Genomic DNA, 22,128 nt, shown 5'->3' on the forward strand with positions numbered 1-22,128 from the left:
CAGAATGTTACTGAGTTTGTGCAATGAAGTATTGCGGGACTATCCGTTTCCGGATCAATGCAGGATTGCCGCTGCGCTGGGGTACAAGGGATTGGAGGTTGCGCCCTTTACGATCTCGGATGATCCGTTTTCCATTACCGACGCTGACGCCGCCGAGCATCGGCGGATTGCGGAGGATCACGGGATTGAAATCACCGGTCTGCACTGGCTTCTTGTCGCCCCGGCGGGACTGTCGCTGACAACCGATGACAAGGAACTGAGAGGCAAGACCCTTGCTCTGCTGCAACATTTGATCGAGCTTTGCGCCGGTATGGGCGGATCGGTTTTGGTGCATGGATCGCCTAAACAGCGGTTGCTGTCGCAGGCCGCAACACCGGAGGGGGCACGGGACAACGCTTCGGACTGTTTTGAGCGGATCGCAAGCTGGTCGCGGGCCGCCGGTGTCACCTATTGCCTTGAACCGTTGAGCCGGAACCAGACGGATTTCGTCAATACGGTTGATGAGGCGGCGGTGATTGTCGATGCGGTCAATTCTTCTGCCTTTAAGACAATGATTGATACGTCCTCGGCGGGCCTGACGGAAGAACAACCGGTTGACGCACTGGTGCGTCAATGGCTGCCGACCGGGCGGGTTGCCCATATTCAGGTCAATGACACGAACCAGCGGGCGCCGGGGCAGGGGGAGAATAAATTCACCCCGGTCTTTCAGGCCCTGAAGGACGTCGGCTATGACGGGATCGTTGCGGTGGAACCTTTTGTGTATGAGCCCGATGGTGTGACGACGGCGGCGGTCGCCGCGGGATATATCCACGGTATAATGGAGAATTTGACATGAGTGCGCCGAAATTGCGCGTTATTAACAGCCGCGTCGTTGTCCGCAATGCCTTTACTCGCCTTCCGTTCCGTTTCGGTGTTGTGACGATGGAAGCCGCGCCGGTGGGCATCCTGCAGGTCGAGGTCGAATTCGAAAACAGTGCCCGGGCCGCAGGGGTGGCCAGTGATTTCCTGGCCTATAAATGGTTCGACAAATCGCCCGAGAAAACACCGGCCGACAACGTGGCTGATTTGCTTCAGGCGATGCGCGATGCGCGCGCCGTCTATGCCGAAGCAGGATATGGCACGCCCTATGGCCTGTGGTTCTCCACCCGCGAAGAGATTGAGGCGAAATCGCTTGCCCGTGGCTTCAACCGGCTCGGTGCCTCTTTCGCGAGCTCGATGATGGAACGCGCCGTGATGGACGCCGTGGGGCGGCGGACGGGCCAGACATTCGACCAGATGGTGCGGGAGAATTCTCTCGGCATCGACCCGGCGGCATTGTTGCCGGAAGTAAGCTACGCCGATGTTCTCGGCGCGCTTCCGAAACAACCGCTTGAGCAGATTGCGCTCCGGCATACGGTCGGGCTGGTGGATCCTATCTCCGCCGCCGACAAGGAAGCCGATGCGCCAAATGACGGCTTCCCTGTGACGCTGGAAGAATATCTCGCTGTTGACAAGGTCGATTATCTGAAAGTGAAGGTCGGCGGCCAGATCGAAGAAGATATCGACAGGCTCAGCCAGATTGCGGCGGTTGTCTCGGCGACCGGACGCCCGATTGAAATGACCTTCGATGGCAACGAGCAATATAAAAATCTTGAGGATTTCGTGGCCCTGGTTGACAGGATCAAGTCAACGCCCGCGCTCAAAGATCTCTGGGATTCTGTCCTCTTTATCGAACAGCCGCTGCACCGCGATGTGGCGATGGCCTCGGCGCTGCCCGTGGACGCCATGGCTGCAATCGGCAAGCCACTGCTGATCGATGAGGCAGATGGCTGGGCGGAGGCGTTTTTTGATGCCATTGCCCTTGGCTATGACGGCGTAAGCCACAAGAATTGCAAGGGCGTTTATCGCTCGCTGATCAATACGGGGCTGGCGGCGGTCCGTAACACGGCAATTGGCCGACCGCAATATTTCCTCTCGGCCGAGGATTTGACAAATCTGGCTGTTGTGCCATTGCAGGCTGATCTCGCCGTTGTCGCTACGCTCGGCATTCCGCATGTCGAGCGGAACGGTCATCATTATTTTGCCGGCCTAGCCCATCTGCCCGCGGCTGAACGCGAGGCGGCGCTGGATCATCACGCGGGGCTGTATGTCAGTCATGAAGATATCGGCGCCCTCTGGATCAAGGACGGGCTGTTGGATGTACGGTCGCTTCAGGTGCCGGGTTTGGGTGTTCGCGATCATCCGGACCTCGATGACGGTATACCGGAAGAGGACTGGAGTTTTACGATGCTGGAGACGAAACCATGACACTTATGCCAGAGCGTTTTGAAAATGTAGCAGAGCTTGAAGAGTTCATGACCCGGCCGGTTCCCGGCCTGGCGGAAGACCTTGCCAAGGCTCCGGGTGCCATTACCATCCTCGGCATCGGGGGAAAGATGGGTCCGTCGCTCGCCCGCATGGCGAAGCGCGCAGACCCGGATCGCAGGATAATCGGCGTCGCCCGTTTCTCGGACGAGAGTGTCCGCCGCGAACTGGAAGATGCCGGTATCGAGACAGTGGTCTGCGATCTTCTCGATGAGGTCGCCGTCCGGCAACTGGAGGTGACGGAGAATGTGATCTTCATGGCGGGCATGAAGTTCGGGGCAGGCGGCAACGAGCCGCTGACATGGGCCATGAACAGCCATGTTCCGGCGCTGGTCGCCAGTCATTTTACGACCAGCCGGATTGTGGCATTCTCAACGGCGTGCGTGTATCCCTTTGTCGATGTCCGTCATCAGGGCGCGACCGAGGATGTCCTGCCGACCCCGCAGGGCGAGTATGCAAATTCCTGCGTCGGGCGGGAGCGTCTCTTTCAGTATTTTTCAGAGAAGCATAATACGCCGGGCCGGTTGTTCCGTCTCTCCTATGCCATCGATATGCGCTATGGCGTGCTTCATGATGTAGCGCAGGCGGTTCTCAAGGGGGAGCCGGTTTCCCTTGCCATGGGTCACGTGAATATCATCTGGCAGGGCGACGCCAACGCCTGCGCGCTTCGGTGTCTTGCCCATGCCGAGACGCCAATGACGCCGATCAATATTTCGGGCCCGGAAGTCACGAGCATTCGTTCGGTTGCGGAACTGTTCGCCCGCAAGTTCGGCAAGAAAGCGTTGTTCGAAGGGGAGGAAGGCGCAACAGCCTGGCTTGTCAATACCAACGAGCAGCAGCATCTGTTCGGCTATCCCTCCGTACCGCTGGCCAAGCTGATTGACTGGACGGCGGACTGGGTAGAACGCGGTCAGACCAGCCTTGGCAAACCGACTCATTTCGAAGTGAATGACGGGAACTACTGATCCGCCATGGGAACCGCCACGCCACGCACCCGCAACCCCGAACGCACCCGCAAGCAGATTCTTGATGCGGCGACGGCTGAGTTCGCAAACAAAGGGGTTGAAGGCGCGCGGACGGACGAGATTGCGCGCGCCGCTGGTGTCAGCAAGCGTATGTTGTTCCATTATTTCAATAGCAAGGACGGACTTTTTCAGGCAGTGCTTGAGAAGATATATCTGGATATCCGAAGTGCCGAGGAAGGGCTGGACCTGACGGGACGCGATCCGATTGAGGCGATGGCAGAACTCTGTACGTTCAGCTTCGACTGGTTCGAGACCCATCCGGAATTCATGGCCATCCTGAATGAGGAAAATCTGCATGGCGCGGTGCATGCGAAGTCCAGCGACTCCGTCCTGACACTGAACATGCCATTGGTCGATATCATTTCGAAGGTCCTCGAGAGAGGGGTGAAGGAAGGGGATTTCCGGCCCGACGTGGACCCGGTCGAGCTTTATATCTCGATCGCCGGTGTCTCCTATCTCTATTTTTCGAACATGCATACCCTGTCGGAGATATTCGGCCGCGACCTCTCCTCGCGCGGGGAGCTGGACAAGCGGCGCCATCATGTCGTGGAGGTTATCCTCGGATATCTGTGCCATCCGGTAACACAACCGCCGGTTCCCACCGGCAAATCAAGGAAATAAGAGAATGCGTATCGATGATATTCCGGAACACACCCTGTCGGTATTTCGGCGCGGCGGCGTTATTCCCGCACAGCCGCTTGCGCTTAACAGCAAACGCGAGCTCGATCCGCGGCGTCAGCGCGCGCTGAGCCGATACTACCTCGATGCCGGGTCGGCGGGCATTGCGGTCGGCGTGCACACAACCCAGTTCGCCATTCGTGATGTCGGGCTTTATGAGCCGGTCCTGAAACTCGCAGCGGAAGAAGCGGACAGCTGGATCGAGCGGACGCCGTTCATGGTTGCCGGAGTTGTCGGCAAGACGGAGCAGGCGTTGGCCGAAGCCAAAATGGCAAAATCTTTCGGCTATCACGCCGTTCTTCTGGGGCTTGCGGCGCTTAACAATGCCAGTGTCGATGAACTGGTCGCGCATTGCCGGAAAGTTGCCGATGTCATGCCGGTCGTCGGGTTCTATCTGCAGCCCGCTGTGGGCGGGCGCAACCTGCCGTATGAATTCTGGAAGCGGTTTGCGGAGATCGAGAATGTGATCGGTATCAAGATGGCTCCGTTCAACCGTTACAAAACCCTCGATGTGGTGCGCGGCGTGGCCGACGCCGGGGCGAAAGATCGCATCACCCTCTATACCGGGAATGATGATCATATCGTCGGCGACCTGATGACGCCCTTTCCCGTCCGGATCAATGGCCAGACGGAGACAATGAATATCGTCGGCGGGTTGCTCGGCCATTGGTCCGTCTGGACCCGCAAGGCGGTGGAACTCGTCGAGGAAGTCTCTGCCATTCGAGGTCAGGAAACGGTGCCGGCCTCCTGGTGGACCCGGGATGCGGCGGTAACCGACAGCAATGGAGCTTTCTTCGATGCGGCGAATGATTATGTCGGCGTGATCGCCGGACTGCATGAAGTGCTGCGGCGGCAGGGATTGCTGGAAGGAATCTGGTGTCTTGATCCCGACGAAGACCTGGGGCCAGGGCAACTTGCGGAAATTGACCGGGTGTACAAATCATACCCTGAACTGAATGACGATGACTTTGTCCGGCAGAATCTCGACAGATGGCTGACGGACTGACGCATAATTTTGTTTCGAAAACACGAAACGCAACGGATTGGATTGAAAGGAATATTTGAATGGAACGCAGGATTGGGATCATCATGCATGGGGTCACGGGCAGAATGGGGATGAACCAGCATCTGATCCGCTCCATTCTGGCCATTCGCGCCGAAAAGGGTATGCCGTTGCCGAACGGTGACCGGTTGATGCCGGATCCCATTCTCGTCGGCCGTAATGCCGCAAAGGTTGAGCATCTGGCGAAGGAGTATGGCGTTGAGCGCTGGACGGATAATCTCGATGAGGCCCTGGGAAATCCGGATGATACGATTTTCTTCGATGCAGGCTCCACGCAGATGCGGGCAGAGTTGCTGAAAAAGGCGATTGCGGCGGGCAAGCATGTATATTGCGAGAAGCCGATCGCCGACAACCTTGAGGTTGCTCTCGATCTTGCCCGGACGGCGGAGGCGGCTGGCGTGAAAAACGGCGCGGTGCAGGACAAGCTCTGGCTGCCGGGGCTGCTGAAGCTGAAACAGGCCATCGACAATGGCGCCCTTGGCCGGATCCTCGATGTCCGGATTGATTTCGGGTACTGGGTGTTTGAGGGCGACTGGACACCGGCGCAGCGCCCCTCCTGGAACTACCGCAAGGAGGACGGCGGCGGGGTGATCCTCGATATGATGTGTCACTGGCGCTATGTCATTGACAATCTGTTTGGTGATGTCAGTTCGGTCGTCTGCCGCGGCGCCATCCATATCCCCGAGCGTTGGGACGAGAATGGCGATCGGTATGACGCCACGGCCGATGATGCGGCCTATGCGATTGTCGAGCTGAAAAACGGCGCGATTGTTCAGATTGCCAGCAGCTGGTGCACGCGTGTCCGACGGGATGATCTTGTTACCTTCCATGTCAATGGTACTCATGGCTCTGCCGTGGCGGGCCTGACGGATTGCCGCATCCAGCCGCGGGAAACGACGCCGAAGCCGGTCTGGAACCCCGATGAGAAGCAGAAAATGAATTTCTTCGATGACTGGCAACTGATCCCGGAGAGGGAGCCGTTCAATAACGCCTTCAAGGCACAATGGGAATTGTTCTTGCGCCATGTCGTTCTGGACACGCCGTTCCGCTGGACTTTGATGGAGGCCTGCAAGGGGGTTCAGTTTGCGGAGCTCGCACTCAAGAGCTGGGACGAGAAACGCTTTATCGACGTTCCGGAACTGGGGAAATAATCTGATGACCAGCCTGATCCTGCCCACATTTGATGGGAAAACCGAACGCTACAGCCTGACCGGTACGCCGGTTGAGCCGCCAAAGGTAACGGGTGCGCGCAACCGCATTGCCTATGCGGCGGCGCATGTGGTGGCCGATCCCTTTGCGGATAACGACCCCTGGCTCAAGCCCGCGATCGACTGGGACCGGACAATCGCCTATCGGCGGCATCTCTGGGATCTGGGCTTCGGGGTTGCCGAGGCCATGGACACGGCGCAGCGCGGCGGCGGTCTGCATTGGGCGGAGAGCCTCGAGTTGATCCGCCATGCGTTGGAGGCGGCTGGACCAGAAGATAAAATCGCCTGCGGCTGCGGGACGGATCATCTGGACCCGGCGGCGGCCAAATCGCTTGATGACGTGATTGCGGCCTATGAAACCCAGATTGAGGCCATTGAAAAGCTCGGCGGCAAGCTCGTTCTGATGGCGAGCCGGGCGCTGACCAAGGTGGCAAAAGGGCCGGAGGATTACGCGAAAGTCTATGACCGTCTCCTCTCTCAGGTGCGGGAGCCGGTGCTTATCCATTGGCTCGGCGATATGTTCGATCCGGCCTTGAAGGGATATTGGGGATCGGAAAATCTCGATACCGCCATGGATAGCTGCCTTGGCATTCTTGAAAATAACGCCGCAAAGGTGGAGGGGATTAAAATCTCCCTCCTCGACGATCAGAAGGAAATCAAGATGCGCCGCCGGCTGCCGGAAGGGGTCAGCATGTATACCGGCGATGATTTCAACTATCCGGCCCTGATCAAGGGCGATGAGCAGGGATACAGCCATGCGCTCCTTGGTATTTTCGATGTGATTGCGCCTGTCGCGGCGGCGGCGCTCGGGCATCTGGCGGCGGAAGAGACAGCGGAATATGATCGACTGTTTGCGCCGACGGTTCCGCTCTCGCGTCATATCTTCAAGGCGCCGACGAACTTCTATAAGACCGGCGTCGTGTTCATGGCCTATCTCAACGGTCATCAGGATCATTTCACCATGATCGGTGGTCAGGAGAGTGCCCGCTCCACTCAGCATCTGGCCGAGCTTTTCCGTCTGGCGGATAAGGCCGGTCTCTTTGCCGATCCTGATCTGGCGGCGGCGCGATGTGCCGCCGTCATGTCGGTGAGAGGGGTTGCGCAATGAGCAAGGCCCGCCCGATTACGGATCATTCCCGTCTCTCCATCAATACGGCGACGACGCGCGCGCAATGGACCCTCTCGCAGGCGATCGACGGTTACGCCCGTGCCGGTGTCGGCGGAATTTCCCCCTGGCGGGACCAGATTGCAGAGATGGGGCTTGCCAATGCAGCAAAGGCCATCCGGGACGCGGAACTGACCGTGACCGGTGTCTGCCGTGGGGGCATGTTTCCCTGGGCCAATGAGGCAGGCAGGCTGGCCATGCTCGACGATAACCGCCGGGCCATTGAGGAGGCGGCGACCTTGCAGGCGCAATGTCTGGTGCTGGTCGTTGGCGGATTGCCCGCGGGATCGAAGGACCTCGCAGGCGCCCATGCCATGGTGGAGGAGGCGATCAATACGCTTCTGCCCGAAGCCCGCGCCGCCGGGGTGAAGATGGCCATTGAACCCCTACATCCCATGTATGCGGCGGACCGCGCCTGCGTCAATACAATGGGTCATGCCCTCGATATCTGTGATCGTGCGGGGGAGGGGATCGGTGTGGCGGTCGACGTCTATCATGTCTGGTGGGATACCGAATTGCAGAACCAGATCAAGCGCGCCGGAAAGGAACGCCTGCTCGCCTTTCATGTCTGTGACTGGCTCGTGCCGACGCGGGATTTGCTCATGGATCGGGGTATGATGGGCGACGGCGTAATCGATATTCCGCTGCTGCGCGGCTGGGTTGAGCAGTCAGGCTATGACGGCTTTCACGAGGTTGAGATTTTCTCGGAACTCGACTGGTGGAAACGGGACCCGGCGGAAGTCGTTGAGGTCTGCAAGGAACGCTCCCTGACGGTTGTCTGATTTGACGGTGGATGCAATTGCGGCTCAGCCGCGCACCCGCAGGCCTTCCAGAAATATCGCAAGGAAATTATCGGCAATCTCCGCATAATCCTCGCGATCTCCCTCGCCATGCCAGTGCGGCACCCAGTTGAACGCGCCGAACAGGGCGGCGGCGGCGAGTTTTGGCTCGTACGGGACGATGGTTCCATCCGCAACTCCCTGTTCGATCAGTTCGCGGACTGTCCGGTCGAGCGCGCGCCGCCCGCTGCGGAGTATTTTCTGGCTGTCGTTTGACAGTACCCGGTCCTTAGACAGGACAAGGCAGGCGCCAAATTCGTTGGAGAGCAAATCCATATAGCTCCGCATGACGATGGCGAGCCGATCAAGCGGCGGCATATCCAGATTCTTGCTGTTATCCGTGGCTTCCTGCATGAACTCAAGTGCGAGCCGGCTGCATTCGAACAGAATATCATCTTTATTTTTGACGTAATAATAAAGCGTCCGCTTGGAGACATTCAACTCGGAAGCAATATCGTCGAGCGATGTCCGGTCAAATCCGCGGGCGTTGAAGAGCCGTGCCCCGGTACGAAGAACCGCCATGCGTTTCTGCTCTCGCGGATCGTCCCTGTTCAAAGTTACGTCAGTCCAAACCATCGTCCCTGCCTTGTCGCTTCACCGTTATCAGTTATCCCCTAAACAACCGCGCCCCTTAGGGCAAGCCATAAAGTCCGATCAGTATATACCATTTATATTGACGTGTAACCCACTAGTGGGTTACATTACCAAAAAAATGAAATCCTGACCTCGAAACACGTCAAAAACAGATCGATCCAGGGCCCGGTACAGATTTTAATGGGAGATAAAATCATGCAGCTAACATCAACGATAAGACGGGCGGCGCAGGCGAACCCGACGGCTATGGCAACGATCTACAAGGATCGTCAGCATAGCTGGTCAGAGTTTGTAACACGTACGGCAAAGCTGGCAGGCGCGCTTCAGAAAGTCGGAATGAAGCCCGGGGATCGGGTCGCCATGCTGGCGCTCAATTCAGACCGTTATCTTGAGTATGTCTTCGGTGTCCTGTGGGGCGGCGGTGTTATCGTTCCGATGAACCTGCGCTGGTCACCGGCGGAGAATACCTATTCGATTGATGATTCCGGCACAGAGATCTTGCTGGTAGATGAAAATTTTGCCGGTATCGTTCCGGAAATTCAGGAAAAATCGAGCTGCCTTAAGACCCTGATATTTGCAGGCGAGGGAGATACGCCGGAAGGCATGCTGAACTACAGCGACATTGTTGAGGCAGCCGCGCCGGTTGAAGATGCGGGCCGGGGCGGGGAAGACCTTGCAGGCATCTATTACACCGGCGGCACGACCGGGTTTCCGAAAGGCGTTATGCTCTCCCACCGGAGCCTTTATATCAGCAACCTGTCCAACTGCCGGGAATTCTGCATGCAGGACGGGGCCCGCTATCTGCATGCGGCGCCAATGTTCCACCTCGCCGATGGTGCAGGGTCGCTGGCGGCGACCTTTGCCGGTGGGACCCATATCATGATTCCAAGCTTCACTCCCGCTGGCATGCTTCAGGCGCTGCAGGATCATGGGCCGACTCATGTCCTGCTCGTCCCGACCATGATTCAGATGCTGGTACGAGATCCCGACTTCGATAAATATGACACCTCGTCCCTTGAGACGATTATGTACGGTGCGTCCGCGATCAGCGAAGCTGTCCTTGTCGAGGCAATGAACAAGCTGCCGCAGACCAAATTCGTCCAGGCATATGGCCAGACCGAGCTAAGCCCCGTGGCAACAATCCTTGCGCCTGAATATCACACGCTGGAAGGTCCGAATGCCGGACGGCTTCGGTCCTGTGGCAAGGCCGTCGCTACCTGCGAGCTGAAGGTCGTTGACGAGGACGGGAATGAAGCGCCAACCGGCACCGTCGGCCATATTGCGGTAAAAGGTCCGATCACGATGCTGGGGTACTGGAACAAGCCGGAGCAGACAGCGGAATCCTTCAAGGACGGCTGGGTCTATACCGGTGACGGGGGTTATCTTGATGAGGAAGGATTTCTCTATATCGCCGACCGGCTCAAGGACATGATCGTTTCCGGCGGTGAAAATGTCTTCTCCGCGGAAGTTGAGCAGGCCGTCACGAAGCATCCGGCTGTTGCCGAATGCGCTGCCATTGGTATCCCCAGTGACAAATGGGGAGAGAGCGTGCATGCCATTGTCATACTCCGGCCCGGTGCATCAGCCACGGAAGAAGATATCATAAAGCATTGTCACGAGCTGATCGCGGGATACAAATGCCCGCGCAGTGTGGAATTTCGCACCGAGCCAATGCCTTTGTCGGCGGCGGGCAAGGTGCTCAAGAAGGATTTGCGGGCTCCCTACTGGGGCGGCAAGGAACGGAACGTCAACTAGATTTATACATTAAACAGGAAAGAGACATATCATGGGTAAGAAAATAGTCGTTGCGGGCGTCGGCATGACGTCCTTTGTAAAGCCGGGACAGAATGAGGATTATCCTGTCATGGGCGCCAAGGCGATCAACATGGCGCTGGAAGATGCGGGCATCAAATATGACAAGATCCAGCAGGCCTATGCGGGCTATGTCTACGGCGACAGCACCTGCGGACAGCGTGTTCTGTATGAAGTCGGGATGACCGGCATTCCGGTTGTCAATGTCAACAACAACTGCTCCACCGGCTCCTCCGCCCTGTTCCTGGCGCGGCAGGCCGTTGAATCCGGCGTTGTCGATTGCGCCCTTGCTGTCGGGTTCGAGCAAATGACCCCCGGTGCCCTTGCGGATGTCTGGACTGATCGGCCGAGCCCGCTTGGCAAGTTCAACAAGCTGACGGATGAACTGACGCAGGATTTCACCTCACCGATGGCCCTGAAGATGTTCGGCGGCGCGGGAATCGAGCATCAGAAGAAATATGGCACCAAAAACGAAACCTTCGCAAAAATCCGCGCTAAGGCCAGCAAGCATGCCGTTCATAACGAGAAAGCTATCTTCCGCAAAGAGATTTCCGTCGAGGATGTTCTGGAATCGCCCGTGGTGGCCGGTTTCCTGACACGCCTGCAATGCTGCCCGCCGACATGTGGCGCAGGTGCGGCAATCGTTTGCACGGAAGAATTTGCTAAAAAACACGGCATCAATGCCGATGTCGTCATTGCCGGTCAAGCCATGACATCGGATTTCGCCTCGACCTTTGGCGATCATGACATGATGCGGGTTGTCGGCTATGACATGACCGCGGCGGCCGCCAAAAAAGTATATGAAATGAGCGGTGTCGGGCCGGACGATATCGACGTGGTGGAACTACATGACTGCTTTACCGCAAATGAGCTGATTACCTATGAGGGGCTCGGCCTGGCCCGTGAGGGCGAAGCGGAGAAATTTATCTGGGATGGCGATAACACCTATGGCGGCAAGGTTGTTACCAACCCGTCCGGCGGGTTGCTCTCCAAGGGACATCCGCTCGGCGCAACGGGCCTCGCGCAATGCTTCGAGTTGGTGAACCAGCTGCGCGGCAATCTCGGCAACCGGCAGGTCGAAGGCGCAAGAAATGCCCTTCAGCATAATCTCGGGCTTGGTGGTGCGTGCGTGGTTACGCTCTATCAGACTGCCTGAACCCTTCCTCCCACAGGGGCGTTTCGCTTCGGCGAAGCGCTCCTGACCCTCGAATAGTGAGCTGAACTTATGATTGACCGCAGCCATATCGGGCGCGAATTCGGTGCCCACACGGCCGATATTGAAAAGGGCCGCCTCCGGTTTTTTGCAAAAGCCACCGGCGAGACCAACCCAATATATTTTGATGAAGAAGCGGCGAAAGCGGCGGGACTACCGACCTTGCCCGCCCCGCCGACTTTCCTGTTCTCGATGGATATGGAAGTGCCGGATCCGTTTGAGATTCTGTCGGTCATGGATGTTGACCTCGGCAAGATCCTGCATGGCACCCAGGAATTCAACTATTTCAAGGATGTCTATGCCGGGGACAGGATTTCCTTCAAATCCGAGATCACCGACATATTCGATAAAAAGGGCGGTGCGCTTGAATTCATCGTCAAGAAAACCGAAGCCACAAACCAGCATGGCGATCTTGTCGCAGAGATGACCCGCACCATTGTCGTGCGGAACGGATAGGGGGAAAGATGTCAGAAGTTACCTATGCATCCGTCAAGGTCGGCGATGTTGTCCCGGCGTTGACCAAGGATGAAATTACCCGAACAACGCTCGGCCTGTTTGCTGGCGCCTCCGGTGACCATAACCCGATCCATATCGATATTGATTTTGCGCGGGCCGCGGGGATGGAGGATGTGTTCGCGCATGGCATGCTGTCCATGGCCTATCTTGCGCAGATACTGACAAACTGGGTGCCGCAGACTGCATTACGGAGCTATGCGGTTCGTTTTACCGCGATCACGCATCTGAAAGACAGGATTAGCTGTTCCGGGGAAATAACTGAAAAATTTGAAGAAAATGGCGAAGCACGTGTTCGTATTGCTGTGCAGGCCGTCAATCAGGACGGCGATGTCAAGCTTGCGGGGGACGCCGTTATCGCCCTTCCTTAATTCAACAAAAGCAGAGTTAGAAAATGAAAAAACTAGAAGGAAAAGTCGCCTATGTGACCGGTTCAGGCCGGGGGATTGGCCGTGCCGTTGCCCTCAAACTGGCGCGCGAAGGCGCCAAGGTCGTGGTCAATGATCTGGATCAGGAACCGGCCGATGAAGTGGTGGGTGCGATCGAGGCGCTTGGCGGGGAGGCGATTGCCGTCGTCGGCAGCGTGACGGATCCCGATTTTGCCGACGGGTTTATCAAGGCCGGGATCGAAGCTTTCGGCGGGGTAGATATCATCGTCAACAATGCGGGCTATACGTGGGACGCCCTGGTGCACAAAATGGGGGATGAGCAGTTCGATGCCATGATTGATGTTCACCTGAAGGCCCCGTTCCGGGTTATCCGCGCCGCGTCCGGATTTATCCGCGCCGAGGCCGAAAAAGAGGCCGCAGAAGGCCGGGAGGTCTTCCGCAAGATCGTCAATATTTCCTCCATCGCCGGGACGGGCGGGAATGCAGGCCAGATCAATTATTCCTCGGCGAAGTCCGGCGTCCTCGGGATGACCAAGACCATGGCGAAGGAATGGGGGCGGCTGAAGGTCAATGTCAACTGCGTCGCCTTTGGCTTCATCGAGACCCGCCTGACGGAAGCGTCGGACGAGAAGAAAACCATCGTCGTCGAAGGCAATGAAGTCGGCATTGGTATTCCGAAAAAGCTGGTGGCGGGCATGCAGATGATGATCCCCATGGGCCGCGCCGGAACGCCGGAAGAGGCCGCAGACGGTGTTTATCTCTTCTGCGCGCCTGAATCCAACTACGTCAGCGGACAAACACTGATCGTCGGCGGTGGCCTTACGATCTAGCGGAAACCAAAGGAGTATCACGATGGAATTTGAAGATATTTCGCTGGAGATTGCGGACGGCATTGCAAAAATCACGATGCGGCGTCCTGACAAGCTGAATGCTCTCCGGGACCAGACCGGGGATGAGTTGCAGGCTGCTTTCGATGCCGTCGAGAATGATCCTGACGTCCGCGTCGTTGTTTTCACGGGCGAGGGCAGGGCGTTCGGGGCGGGATATGATCTCTCTGTCATCGAACCTGATGTCGTCCCGGATCTCGCCAAGGTTCTGGAGGAACATTTCAATCCGCTGACCGTGAAAATGCGGAAATCCCGCTTGCCGATCATCAGCGTTGTCAACGGCCCCTGTGCGGGTGCGTCCGTCGGGCTGGCCCTGTCGGGCGACATCGTCATAGCCGGGAAATCGGCCTATTTTTATGAGCCTTTCGTCGGACTGGCCCTGACGCCCGATGCCGGTAATACGATCTTTCTGCCCCGTATCGTCGGTCGGATCCGCGCCGCCGGAGCCATGTTCCTCGGCGATCGGATTTCCGCGGAAGAGGCCCTGTCCTGGGGCATGGTCTGGCGCGTTTACGAAGATGATGAGCTGATGGCCAAGGCGGACGAGATGGCGCAAAAGCTCAGCAGCCTGTCGCCGAAATCGCTGGCCCATACGAAAAACCTGATCTTTGAGGCATCGGAACCGGGATTGTCCCGGCTTCTCGACCTGGAGCGCGATGCCCAGGGCGATGTGTGCAAGGGCCCGGAAATGAAGGCCTCTATCGCCCGGTTTTTTGCCTCCCGTCGATAGAAAGCCTTGCGGGTGATTTCGGCCTTTTGCCGTGAGCCGATATCACCCCTCTGCCTGCCGCAGTGATCACCGGGATCACCGGCACTGCGCCATATCGAAATTTGCCAGCTTTTCCCGTTAGTTGGCGGCTTCTCGCTATACGCCTTATTAATAATAATTCGCAAAAATGCGATTGACTCTTTTCTGCGCTATTGATAATCATTACTAGAAAGTAGCCAATGTATTGTAATTTCACGTGAAAAGAATGGCCCTCGGGATGTTGGAAAAACAGTCCAGTCGTAAACATAACAAGCGGGTCATCACGCTTGTCGACGATGCCCTGCAGAGCAGTGATCTGTTCGCGCAGGGCCGGGAGCTGACCATCATTCACAATAGTGATGCATACAAATTGAGGCTTACAGGAAACGGAAAGCTGATTTTAACAAAGTAAGCAACTAGCCAGCCACCCAGCCACCCGGATAAATCCGGCAGCCAGGCAGCAAGCAAACGCGACTCCAACATTGAAGAAAGTTTGTTGCCATGCGTCAAATGCTGCCGCTTGCCTGTATGGGCGTGCTCCTATCAAGTACATTTCTCACGCCCGTCGCATCGGCGCAAGAGGCGCGGGAAGCGCCGTCGACCTCGCTTGATGCCGTGACCGTATATGCAACCCGCAGTCCGCAATCCGCGTTCGAGGTACCGGCCATGACGTCCAATGTGGATACCGATGCGCCCGGCAATGCGATGGCGGGCGATGTCGGAGACCTTCTGGAATTCACGCCAGGTGTGGAAGTGACTGACGGGCCGCGCCGCAACGGCCAGACAGTCTCGATCCGCGGTTTTGATGACGAAGCGATCATCACCATGATGGACGGGCGCCGGCAGAATTTTGAATCGGCCCATGATGGCCGATTTTTTATCGATCCGTCGCTCCTGAAGAGTGTCGAGATCGTCAAGGGTGCCTCTTCGGCGATATATGGCGGTGGCGCCATTGGCGGTGTCGTGGCGTTTGAGACAAAGGATGCGGCTGACATGCTGCTGCCGGGCGAGACATGGGGTGTCTATACCGCGGCAGGCTATCGCACGGCAAGCAAGGAATATTCGCCGGTGATTTCGGCATATGGACGGACCGGCGCCCTCGATATCATCGGCATCGCCGCGGTCCGGAATTCCGGGGATATCGAACAGGGTGACGGCAATGAGCTGACTTCGGAAGACAATCTGCTCTCGGGCACCTTCAAGCTCGGCTACAGCGTTGATGATTTCAATACTGTCAAGTTCATCTATCAGGGTCTTCACAATGACGGGACGGAGCCGAACAATGGCGGCGGCGCGATCTCGCCGTCAAACCCGATCGTCGAGAAAACCGTCAATGACAACCAGTATGCCGTCAAATATGAATTTGATAATCCGTCCAACAACTGGCTGAAGCCGAAGCTGCATCTCTACTACAACGACACCCGTGTACGCGAGGAGGATGTGACCGGAACGAATGCCGGACGCGTGCAGACACGGGACCTCAGCACCATCGGCTTTACGGCGGACAACCAGATGTCCATCGATCTCAGCGAAACGCAGAACCACACCATCTCTTATGGTTTCGAGATTTATCACGACGAGCAGGAGGGGACGACGACAAATGCCGGTACCCGCCCGGGCGTGCCCAATGCCGATGCCACGAATTACGGTCTCTATGTGCAGGATGAAATCGCCCTGGATACCGGTGCGGGCCGGTTCCTGATTATTCCGGCGGCGCGTTTCGATTCCTATCGCAGCAGTGACGATGCCGGTAATTCGCAAAGCGAGCACAAGATTTCGCCGAAGCTCTCGATGAGCTATCTTCCGAACGATAACCTCATGTTCTTCGGTAGCGTTGCCCAGGCATTCCGGGCGCCCAACCTGACGGAAATCTATGCGACGGGCCTTCATTTTCCGGGTGCCCCTCCGTTTCTGCCGGACAACTTCTTCATTCCCAATCCGGACCTCCGTCCTGAAACTGTCACCACCTTTGAACTTGGCGCCGGTCTCAAATTCGATGGTGTGATGGCTGAAAAGGACCGGATGCAGGTCAAGGGCTCCTGGTTCATCAGTGAGGGAGATGATTTCATTGCGCAGGAAGTCAATGTTGCGGCGGGAACGACGCAGGTCGTGAACGTTCCCAATGCCCGGCTGACCGGCTTTGAAGTGGACGGCACCTATCAACTGCACCCGATCACGGCCAAACTCGGCCTCTCCTATGTCGAAGCGGAGAACAAGGATACGGGTGAATACCTCTCCAACAACGTGCCGCTGACCCTGGTCGCCGACCTCTCTTATAGCGCCACCTCGATCGAGAGCATTTTCGGTGTGAGAGGGCGTTTTGCGGCCGCCAATGACAAGGTCGGCAGTGCCAACACCCCGACACCGGGTTATTCGGTCTATGACGTTTATTACCGCTGGCTGCCGAGCGGCCCCGGTCTGGATACGCTGACGGTTGATCTCGGTGTGTCCAACATTTTCGACAAGGCCTATACAACGGCGTTCGCCACTCTCCTCGAAGAAGGGCGGAGCTACAATGTGAGGGTTGCCTATAAATGGTAGCAGCAACGGCAGTCGCGTTTTCAGAAGATCAGGGGAAGAGATGGCTCGTCTATCTCACCCTTTCTGTCTGCGCGAATGTCTTCCTCATGTCTCTGGTCCAGTTGAACGCGCGCCCGGACATGGTGTTTGAAATTCCGGTGATGGAAGTCAATCTCATGACGGTGTCCCGGCCGACACCGACGGCGCCACCGGAAGAGGTCGTGAAGGCGGTGCAGTCGCCTCCGCCGCCACCGCGCGAGGTGGCCCGCGTCACTCCCGTTGAGACGACGCCTTATGCCGCCCGGAAAATTGCTGCCGTTCCCGAGATTACCCCGTCTCGGGTTCAGCCCGTTGAGAAGACACCGGCGAAACCCGTGCCACTGCCCAAGGCCAAACCCCCGGAGGCCGAGATAACGGAAGTTGCGGCCAAACCGGTGAAGGAGATTATCGCCAAGCCGACGCCGAAAGCAGTCAAGCCGCCTGAGCAACGCCCGGTTCCCGAAGCCGTGAAGAAACCGGTTATTGAACCCGTCAGCGAGCCCGCGAAGAAGCTGGTCGCGGTCGAGCCGCCGGTGGGGCAGAACGATGGCGAGGATGACTCAACGGTTATTCATCAGGCCCGCTACCGTCATCAGGTTGCGCCTGTTTATCCGCGGCGGGCCCAGGATCTGGGTCAGCAGGGAACGGTAACGCTGCATGCCGAAGTCTTGCCGAGCGGCGATCCGCGGGAGTTGAAAATCGCGAAATCATCCGGCCATCGCCTTTTGGACATGGCGGCGTTGGCGGCGGTTAAAAAATGGAAGTTTGAACCAACGAGCGTGAACGGAAGCGCGATCGTCAGCTGGGTTCGAGTTCCCGTAAATTTTGTCATCCACTAATGGACAGGAAAGATCAATGAATGAATCAACATCCATCAGGGCGCAGCTGTCGCCTGAGCAAATCAGGGCTGAATATGAACGGCTCACCAAAAGCGAAGGGCTGAGAGCACGGAACGCTGCACAGGAAATCGGAATTTCGGAAGGGGAGTTGCTGGCGTCCCGCGTCGGTGCGGATGTCATCCGTCTTGCCGATGAGCCGGAAGCGATTCTAAAAGAGATTGTCTCGCTCGGCGAGGTGATGGCGCTGACCCGGAACGAGCATTGCGTGCATGAGCGCAAGGGCGTCTATGAGAACGCCAGCTTTTTCAGCCACGGGCAGATGAAGACCGGGCTGTTCGTCAATCCCGATATCGATCTTCGCCTGTTCATGGGGCAGTGGAAATACGGCTTCGCCGTGACGGAAGCCATCAAGGCCGGAACCCGGAGAAGCCTGCAGTTTTTCAACGGGGCGGGGCTGGCCATTCACAAGATATATCTGACCAACAAATCAAGCGAGGCCGCCTATGATGATCTGGTTGCAAAGTATCGACATGCTGAACAGAACCCGTCTATTGAAGTTGAAGGCGCAGCGCCAAAAGCGTCGGACCGCCCGGATTCGGAAATTGACTGGGAAGGATTCCGTGACGGCTGGGAAAACCTGAAGGACACCCATGCCTTCTTCCCGCTGCTTCGGAAATTCAAGGTCGGACGGGTTCAGGCATTCCGCAATATCGGGAACGATCTTGCCATCGAAGTGGATAATACGGCCGCGCGCCGCCTGCTGGATCTCGCCGCCGAAAGTGAATGCGAGATCATGGTTTTTGTCGGCAGCCCCGGCTGCATCCAGATTCACACCGGTCCGGTCAAGAAGCTGGTTGAACATGGCAAATGGTACAATGTGCTTGATCCGAAGTTTAACCTGCATCTCGATGAATCCGGTATCAGTCACACCTGGGTGACGAAGAAACCGACGGAAGACGGCATCGTGACGGCGGTCGAGGTGTTTGATGAGAATGACGAACTGATCGCAACCTTCTTCGGCAAGCGCAAACCCGGCCAGCCGGAACTGGACCTCTGGCGTAAAATCGTCGACCAGCTGCCCGTTAAGGAGGTAACGAATGTTGCCTGACGGGCTTCCGGCGTTTGATTTCGCGGAGCAGTTTGCGCAGCTTGGGATCATGGCATGGCCGCTCGCGGTCTGCTCCATCGTGGCGCTGGCGATCGGGATAGAGCGGCTGGTTTTCGTGCTGAAGGCAACGAGAACCGCTAAGGCCCGGTATGAGCGTCTCGCGGCGTACTTGCGGGAGATCAAGTTGCAGCCGAAGCCGGTGCGCGACGAGATGGTCGGTGTCATGCTGAACGATCTGCAGCGCCCATACTACAGCGGCATCAAATCCTTGCGGATGATCGGTATGATCAGCCCGATCCTGGGCCTGCTCGGGACCATTCTCGGGATCATTGCGGCCTTTAAGGTGATCTCCGTTCAAACCGGGCCGGTGTCGCCGGCCCTGATCGCGGATGGCCTGTGGGAAGCGATGCTGACGACGGCGGTCGGTCTGCTGATCGCCTTGCCGGCGCTATTGATGGCGCATTTCTTCAGTTCGTTCAGCGAGAGGCAGCTCGGGCGCTTCTGTCTTGATCTCAATCGACTGTCTCTCTCTTTCGAGCTTGCGAAGACGGAAAGCAAATCCGAGATTGTCGAGTTCGCGTCCGAGGTGCGGCGCAAATGATCACGCTTCAGTCTGAAGACCCGCATGGCGGTACGCTCCGGGATCTGGCACCGGACCTGACGCCGATGCTGGATATCCTGTTTATCCTGCTGGTCTTCTTCCTGCTGACCGTCGGAACAGTGTTCAAGTCTCTCGATCTCAAGCTGCCCTCGGCCGTGGAAGAGGAGCTGACGCAGGTCAACGAACCCCGGCATATCATGCTGGAAATCCGCGAAAGCTCCTACGCCATCGACGGCGAGCAGATCAACAATTTTGTCGAGCTTAAAACCGCGCTTCCGAAGATCATCGCGGAGAAGCCCGGCTATGAACTGATTGTCGCCGGTGACCGACGGATCGCCATTGAACGGCTGCTGAGGGTTCTGACATTTCTGCAAACGCAGGGGATCGATGCGGCCAATATTCTTATGCAAAAAGAAACAAATCCATGATCCGATTTTTAACCGTTATTTTCCTGCTATTCTCGACCGCCGCCGTTGCGGATACGCCCAAGCGCGTTGTTTCTGTGGGCGGGGCCCTGACCGAGACGGTCTATGCGCTGGGGGCGGGCGAATTGCTCGTCGGAAGCGATACTACCAGCTACTATCCTAAGGAGGCCGCTCATTCGCCGAAGGTCGGATATCAGCGCGCCTTGTCGGCGGAGGGTATTCTCTCTCTCAGTCCCGATCTGGTGCTCATGACGGATGAAGCCGGGCCGCCGCCGGTATTGGCACAGCTTGAGTCCGCCGGGGTCAATATGCTGACGCTGAAGGCCGGACGCTCGCTTGCGGATGTAAAGCAGAACATCGAGGTGATTGCCGAGGCGCTGGACCGTGAGGCGGAAGGCGCGGAGCTGATCGCCAGCATGCGCGAGACGGAAGCGAAGCTGAAGGAGGCGATTGTGGCGCAGGGTGAGCCGAAGAAAATCATGTTTATCCTTCAGCATACGGGCGGCGCGCCTATGGTTGCGGGGGTGCATACTGCTGCGGACAGCATCATCAAGCTGGCGGGTGCGGAGAATGTCGTCACCGATTACGAGGGGTACAAGCCACTCTCTCCGGAATCAGCGACGAGCCTGGCGCCTGAAATCCTGCTGGTTACCTCACAAGGGGTGGAGCAGGCGGGTGGTGTGGACAACATATTTGCTGTTCCCGGCCTGTCCCTCACACCGGCGGCGAAAGAGAAGAAGGTTGTTGTGATGGACAGTCTTTTATTGCTGGGCTTCGGCCCTCGGACTGCCGATGCCGCCCTCCAACTGAACCGTAAATCGAACGATTTATGAACCCGTGAGGACACTGACCTTCTGGACGATGGGCAGCCTTGGCGGTGCGCTTTGGGTTGCCGTGATCGTGGTGACGACCATTGCCGTTCCCTCAGGCCTGATCCTGATCCGGAATGCCCGGGAGCTGAATGTCCTGCTGCTCGGCGAGAATGAGGCGCGCTACCTCGGCGTCGATGCGGAAAGACTGAAACGGACCATCGTCATCTGCACGGCCCTATGTGTCGGCGCAGCCATCTCCGTGAGCGGGGTGATCGGTTTCGTCGGGTTGGTGGTGCCGCATCTGGTGCGCCTGACCCTCGGGCCCGACCATCGGCTGCTGATCCCGGCATCGGCGCTGCTTGGGGCGGCGCTACTGGTGGTGGCGGACACAGCCGCCCGCACGATCGTGGCACCGGCGGAAATGCCGGTCGGTATTCTCACCAGCCTGATTGGCGGGCCCTTCTTCCTGTGGCTTCTCATCAAGCAGTACGCCGGGAGGTTCAGCCTGTGATCATCGCCGATAACATCTCCTATAATATCGGTACGAAGCAGATACTGACGCGCGTTTCCACCCGCTTTGCGGCGGGCAGGGTCAGCGCCATTCTTGGTCCGAACGGCGCAGGTAAGTCCACCTTGCTACGCTGCCTGACCGGCTCGCTGACACCGGATACGGGGTCGGTCACCATGGATGGCCGGGAACTTGAAGAATATTCGCTGGCCGATTTGTCCCGCAAGCGCGCAGTCCTGTCTCAGGCCAATCCGATCAGCTTTCCCTTTACTGCGCTTGAGATCGTTCTGATGGGACGCAATCCGTATGAGCTCGACCACAGCGCCGACCGGAATACCGAAGTCGCGATGGCCGCGCTTGAGATGATGGATGCCTGGCATCTTCGCGATCGCTCCTTTCCTACCTTGTCAGGCGGTGAGCAGCAGCGGGTCCAGTTCGCGCGGGTGATTTCGCAAATATGGGAGCAGGAGGGCGCCTGCCTCTTTCTTGATGAGCCGACATCGGCGCTGGATCTCAAACATCAGCACCAGCTGCTCGACCTTGTCCAGTCGCTATGCCAGCAGCATGGCCTTGCCGTGGTGATCGTGATGCATGACCTCAATCTCGCCTATCACTGCACAGATGACTGCTATTTCATCAAGGATGGCCGGATTGAGGGCAGCGGAGAAAGCCGGGATATGATCAACGCGGAACGCATCTCGGACATCTTCGACCTGCCGCTCAAATATGCCGGAATGCGGTTCGGCGGGCAGCAAGCAGCTATCCTGACCGAACCTAGCCTTCCGGCATAAGGCCGGGG

Annotated in this window: 23 protein-coding genes and 1 pseudogene; 23 read left to right on the forward strand and 1 reads right to left on the reverse strand. The window is 57.6% G+C overall.

The window, feature by feature from the left end; translation table 11 throughout:
* The first annotated feature begins 4 nt into the window (after positions 1–4).
* Genes AAC599_RS03870 through AAC599_RS03905 form a run of 8 tightly spaced genes read left to right on the forward strand, consistent with a single transcriptional unit; the run spans position 5 to position 8,264 of the window.
* Positions 5–835: a sugar phosphate isomerase/epimerase family protein gene (locus AAC599_RS03870; protein WP_340149090.1), complete on the forward strand. Its 831-nt coding sequence runs from the start codon at positions 5–7 to the stop codon at positions 833–835.
* Positions 832–2,286 (forward strand): hypothetical protein, encoded by a 1,455-nt coding sequence (locus AAC599_RS03875; RefSeq protein WP_340149091.1) that lies wholly within the window; start codon positions 832–834, stop codon positions 2,284–2,286. Before AAC599_RS03870 ends, AAC599_RS03875 begins: the two co-directional genes overlap by 4 nt.
* Positions 2,283–3,308 (forward strand): NAD(P)-dependent oxidoreductase, encoded by a 1,026-nt coding sequence (locus tag AAC599_RS03880; protein WP_340149092.1) that lies wholly within the window; start codon positions 2,283–2,285, stop codon positions 3,306–3,308. Before AAC599_RS03875 ends, AAC599_RS03880 begins: the two co-directional genes overlap by 4 nt.
* A gap of 6 nt (positions 3,309–3,314) precedes the next feature.
* Positions 3,315–3,989 (forward strand): TetR/AcrR family transcriptional regulator, encoded by a 675-nt coding sequence (locus AAC599_RS03885; protein ID WP_340149093.1) that lies wholly within the window; start codon positions 3,315–3,317, stop codon positions 3,987–3,989.
* 4 nt (positions 3,990–3,993) lie between these two features.
* Entirely contained in the window at positions 3,994–5,052 is a 1,059-nt protein-coding gene (locus AAC599_RS03890; protein WP_340149094.1) for a dihydrodipicolinate synthase family protein, read from the forward strand.
* Between the two features lie 59 nt (positions 5,053–5,111).
* Entirely contained in the window at positions 5,112–6,260 is a 1,149-nt protein-coding gene (locus AAC599_RS03895) for a Gfo/Idh/MocA family oxidoreductase (protein WP_340149095.1), read from the forward strand.
* A gap of 4 nt (positions 6,261–6,264) precedes the next feature.
* Positions 6,265–7,425, forward strand: a complete 1,161-nt coding sequence (locus AAC599_RS03900; RefSeq protein WP_340149096.1) for a dihydrodipicolinate synthase family protein — start codon at positions 6,265–6,267, stop codon at positions 7,423–7,425.
* Positions 7,422–8,264, forward strand: a complete 843-nt coding sequence (locus AAC599_RS03905) for a sugar phosphate isomerase/epimerase family protein (protein ID WP_340149097.1) — start codon at positions 7,422–7,424, stop codon at positions 8,262–8,264. Before AAC599_RS03900 ends, AAC599_RS03905 begins: the two co-directional genes overlap by 4 nt.
* 24 nt (positions 8,265–8,288) lie before the next feature.
* Here the strand turns inward: AAC599_RS03905 and AAC599_RS03910 are convergent, their stop codons facing one another.
* Positions 8,289–8,897, reverse strand: coding sequence for a TetR/AcrR family transcriptional regulator (locus tag AAC599_RS03910; protein WP_340149098.1), 609 nt, complete (start codon positions 8,895–8,897; stop codon positions 8,289–8,291).
* Positions 8,898–9,110: 213 nt separating this feature from the next.
* Between AAC599_RS03910 and AAC599_RS03915 the strand changes: the two genes are divergently transcribed.
* The 15 genes and pseudogenes from AAC599_RS03915 (at position 9,111) to AAC599_RS03985 (ending at position 22,120) form a co-directional block, all read left to right on the forward strand.
* Entirely contained in the window at positions 9,111–10,670 is a 1,560-nt protein-coding gene (locus tag AAC599_RS03915; protein ID WP_340149099.1) for a long-chain fatty acid--CoA ligase, read from the forward strand.
* 31 nt (positions 10,671–10,701) lie between these two features.
* Positions 10,702–11,883 carry a lipid-transfer protein gene (locus AAC599_RS03920; protein ID WP_340149100.1) on the forward strand — a complete coding sequence of 394 codons (1,182 nt, stop codon included), beginning with the start codon at positions 10,702–10,704 and terminating at the stop codon, positions 11,881–11,883.
* Positions 11,884–11,952: 69 nt separating this feature from the next.
* On the forward strand, positions 11,953–12,396 hold the full coding sequence (locus AAC599_RS03925; RefSeq protein WP_340149101.1) for a MaoC family dehydratase N-terminal domain-containing protein: 444 nt from the start codon (positions 11,953–11,955) through the stop codon (positions 12,394–12,396).
* Between the two features lie 8 nt (positions 12,397–12,404).
* Positions 12,405–12,824, forward strand: coding sequence for a MaoC family dehydratase (locus AAC599_RS03930; protein ID WP_340149102.1), 420 nt, complete (start codon positions 12,405–12,407; stop codon positions 12,822–12,824).
* 23 nt (positions 12,825–12,847) lie between these two features.
* Positions 12,848–13,672: an SDR family NAD(P)-dependent oxidoreductase gene (locus tag AAC599_RS03935; protein WP_340149103.1), complete on the forward strand. Its 825-nt coding sequence runs from the start codon at positions 12,848–12,850 to the stop codon at positions 13,670–13,672.
* Between the two features lie 22 nt (positions 13,673–13,694).
* Positions 13,695–14,459, forward strand: coding sequence for an enoyl-CoA hydratase-related protein (locus tag AAC599_RS03940; protein ID WP_340149104.1), 765 nt, complete (start codon positions 13,695–13,697; stop codon positions 14,457–14,459).
* A 311-nt stretch (positions 14,460–14,770) separates the two neighbouring features.
* Positions 14,771–14,889, forward strand: a pseudogene (hemP, locus tag AAC599_RS03945) (hemin uptake protein HemP); the annotation flags it as partial.
* Between the two features lie 89 nt (positions 14,890–14,978).
* A complete protein-coding gene (locus AAC599_RS03950) occupies positions 14,979–17,018 on the forward strand; it encodes a TonB-dependent hemoglobin/transferrin/lactoferrin family receptor (protein ID WP_340149105.1) in 2,040 nt (679 codons plus the stop codon).
* Positions 17,012–17,875, forward strand: a complete 864-nt coding sequence (locus AAC599_RS03955; protein ID WP_340149106.1) for an energy transducer TonB — start codon at positions 17,012–17,014, stop codon at positions 17,873–17,875. The genes AAC599_RS03950 and AAC599_RS03955 overlap by 7 nt, the downstream gene beginning before the upstream one ends.
* Before the next feature lie 16 nt (positions 17,876–17,891).
* Positions 17,892–18,983 (forward strand): ChuX/HutX family heme-like substrate-binding protein, encoded by a 1,092-nt coding sequence (locus AAC599_RS03960; RefSeq protein WP_340149107.1) that lies wholly within the window; start codon positions 17,892–17,894, stop codon positions 18,981–18,983.
* Positions 18,973–19,584 (forward strand): MotA/TolQ/ExbB proton channel family protein, encoded by a 612-nt coding sequence (locus AAC599_RS03965; RefSeq protein ID WP_340149108.1) that lies wholly within the window; start codon positions 18,973–18,975, stop codon positions 19,582–19,584. Before AAC599_RS03960 ends, AAC599_RS03965 begins: the two co-directional genes overlap by 11 nt.
* On the forward strand, positions 19,581–20,012 hold the full coding sequence (locus AAC599_RS03970) for a biopolymer transporter ExbD (protein WP_340149109.1): 432 nt from the start codon (positions 19,581–19,583) through the stop codon (positions 20,010–20,012). The genes AAC599_RS03965 and AAC599_RS03970 overlap by 4 nt, the downstream gene beginning before the upstream one ends.
* Positions 20,009–20,842: a hemin ABC transporter substrate-binding protein gene (locus AAC599_RS03975; RefSeq protein WP_340149110.1), complete on the forward strand. Its 834-nt coding sequence runs from the start codon at positions 20,009–20,011 to the stop codon at positions 20,840–20,842. The genes AAC599_RS03970 and AAC599_RS03975 overlap by 4 nt, the downstream gene beginning before the upstream one ends.
* Positions 20,843–20,846: 4 nt before the next feature.
* The gene (locus tag AAC599_RS03980; protein ID WP_340149111.1) at positions 20,847–21,332 is read left to right on the forward strand and encodes an iron chelate uptake ABC transporter family permease subunit; all 486 of its coding nucleotides are present in this window, start codon (positions 20,847–20,849) and stop codon (positions 21,330–21,332) included.
* Positions 21,329–22,120, forward strand: a complete 792-nt coding sequence (locus tag AAC599_RS03985; protein WP_340149112.1) for a heme ABC transporter ATP-binding protein — start codon at positions 21,329–21,331, stop codon at positions 22,118–22,120. Before AAC599_RS03980 ends, AAC599_RS03985 begins: the two co-directional genes overlap by 4 nt.
* Positions 22,121–22,128 lie beyond the last annotated feature (8 nt).

Origin of the sequence: uncultured Sneathiella sp., assembly GCF_963976355.1 — a bacterium.
Lineage (GTDB): Bacteria > Pseudomonadota > Alphaproteobacteria > Sneathiellales > Sneathiellaceae > Sneathiella.

What these genes read in the sequence shown, in the direction of transcription:
- AAC599_RS03870 (WP_340149090.1), top strand. Translation starts at nt 5, where the DNA reads ATGTTACTGAGTTTGTGCAATGAAGTATTGCGGGACTATCCGTTTCCG.
- AAC599_RS03875 (WP_340149091.1), top strand. Translation starts at nt 832, where the DNA reads ATGAGTGCGCCGAAATTGCGCGTTATTAACAGCCGCGTCGTTGTCCGC.
- AAC599_RS03880 (WP_340149092.1), top strand. Translation starts at nt 2,283, where the DNA reads ATGACACTTATGCCAGAGCGTTTTGAAAATGTAGCAGAGCTTGAAGAG.
- AAC599_RS03885 (WP_340149093.1), top strand. Translation starts at nt 3,315, where the DNA reads ATGGGAACCGCCACGCCACGCACCCGCAACCCCGAACGCACCCGCAAG.
- AAC599_RS03890 (WP_340149094.1), top strand. Translation starts at nt 3,994, where the DNA reads ATGCGTATCGATGATATTCCGGAACACACCCTGTCGGTATTTCGGCGC.
- AAC599_RS03895 (WP_340149095.1), top strand. Translation starts at nt 5,112, where the DNA reads ATGGAACGCAGGATTGGGATCATCATGCATGGGGTCACGGGCAGAATG.
- AAC599_RS03900 (WP_340149096.1), top strand. Translation starts at nt 6,265, where the DNA reads ATGACCAGCCTGATCCTGCCCACATTTGATGGGAAAACCGAACGCTAC.
- AAC599_RS03905 (WP_340149097.1), top strand. Translation starts at nt 7,422, where the DNA reads ATGAGCAAGGCCCGCCCGATTACGGATCATTCCCGTCTCTCCATCAAT.
- AAC599_RS03910 (WP_340149098.1), bottom strand. Translation starts at nt 8,897, where the DNA reads ATGGTTTGGACTGACGTAACTTTGAACAGGGACGATCCGCGAGAGCAG.
- AAC599_RS03915 (WP_340149099.1), top strand. Translation starts at nt 9,111, where the DNA reads ATGCAGCTAACATCAACGATAAGACGGGCGGCGCAGGCGAACCCGACG.
- AAC599_RS03920 (WP_340149100.1), top strand. Translation starts at nt 10,702, where the DNA reads ATGGGTAAGAAAATAGTCGTTGCGGGCGTCGGCATGACGTCCTTTGTA.
- AAC599_RS03925 (WP_340149101.1), top strand. Translation starts at nt 11,953, where the DNA reads ATGATTGACCGCAGCCATATCGGGCGCGAATTCGGTGCCCACACGGCC.
- AAC599_RS03930 (WP_340149102.1), top strand. Translation starts at nt 12,405, where the DNA reads ATGTCAGAAGTTACCTATGCATCCGTCAAGGTCGGCGATGTTGTCCCG.
- AAC599_RS03935 (WP_340149103.1), top strand. Translation starts at nt 12,848, where the DNA reads ATGAAAAAACTAGAAGGAAAAGTCGCCTATGTGACCGGTTCAGGCCGG.
- AAC599_RS03940 (WP_340149104.1), top strand. Translation starts at nt 13,695, where the DNA reads ATGGAATTTGAAGATATTTCGCTGGAGATTGCGGACGGCATTGCAAAA.
- AAC599_RS03950 (WP_340149105.1), top strand. Translation starts at nt 14,979, where the DNA reads ATGCGTCAAATGCTGCCGCTTGCCTGTATGGGCGTGCTCCTATCAAGT.
- AAC599_RS03955 (WP_340149106.1), top strand. Translation starts at nt 17,012, where the DNA reads ATGGTAGCAGCAACGGCAGTCGCGTTTTCAGAAGATCAGGGGAAGAGA.
- AAC599_RS03960 (WP_340149107.1), top strand. Translation starts at nt 17,892, where the DNA reads ATGAATGAATCAACATCCATCAGGGCGCAGCTGTCGCCTGAGCAAATC.
- AAC599_RS03965 (WP_340149108.1), top strand. Translation starts at nt 18,973, where the DNA reads ATGTTGCCTGACGGGCTTCCGGCGTTTGATTTCGCGGAGCAGTTTGCG.
- AAC599_RS03970 (WP_340149109.1), top strand. Translation starts at nt 19,581, where the DNA reads ATGATCACGCTTCAGTCTGAAGACCCGCATGGCGGTACGCTCCGGGAT.
- AAC599_RS03975 (WP_340149110.1), top strand. Translation starts at nt 20,009, where the DNA reads ATGATCCGATTTTTAACCGTTATTTTCCTGCTATTCTCGACCGCCGCC.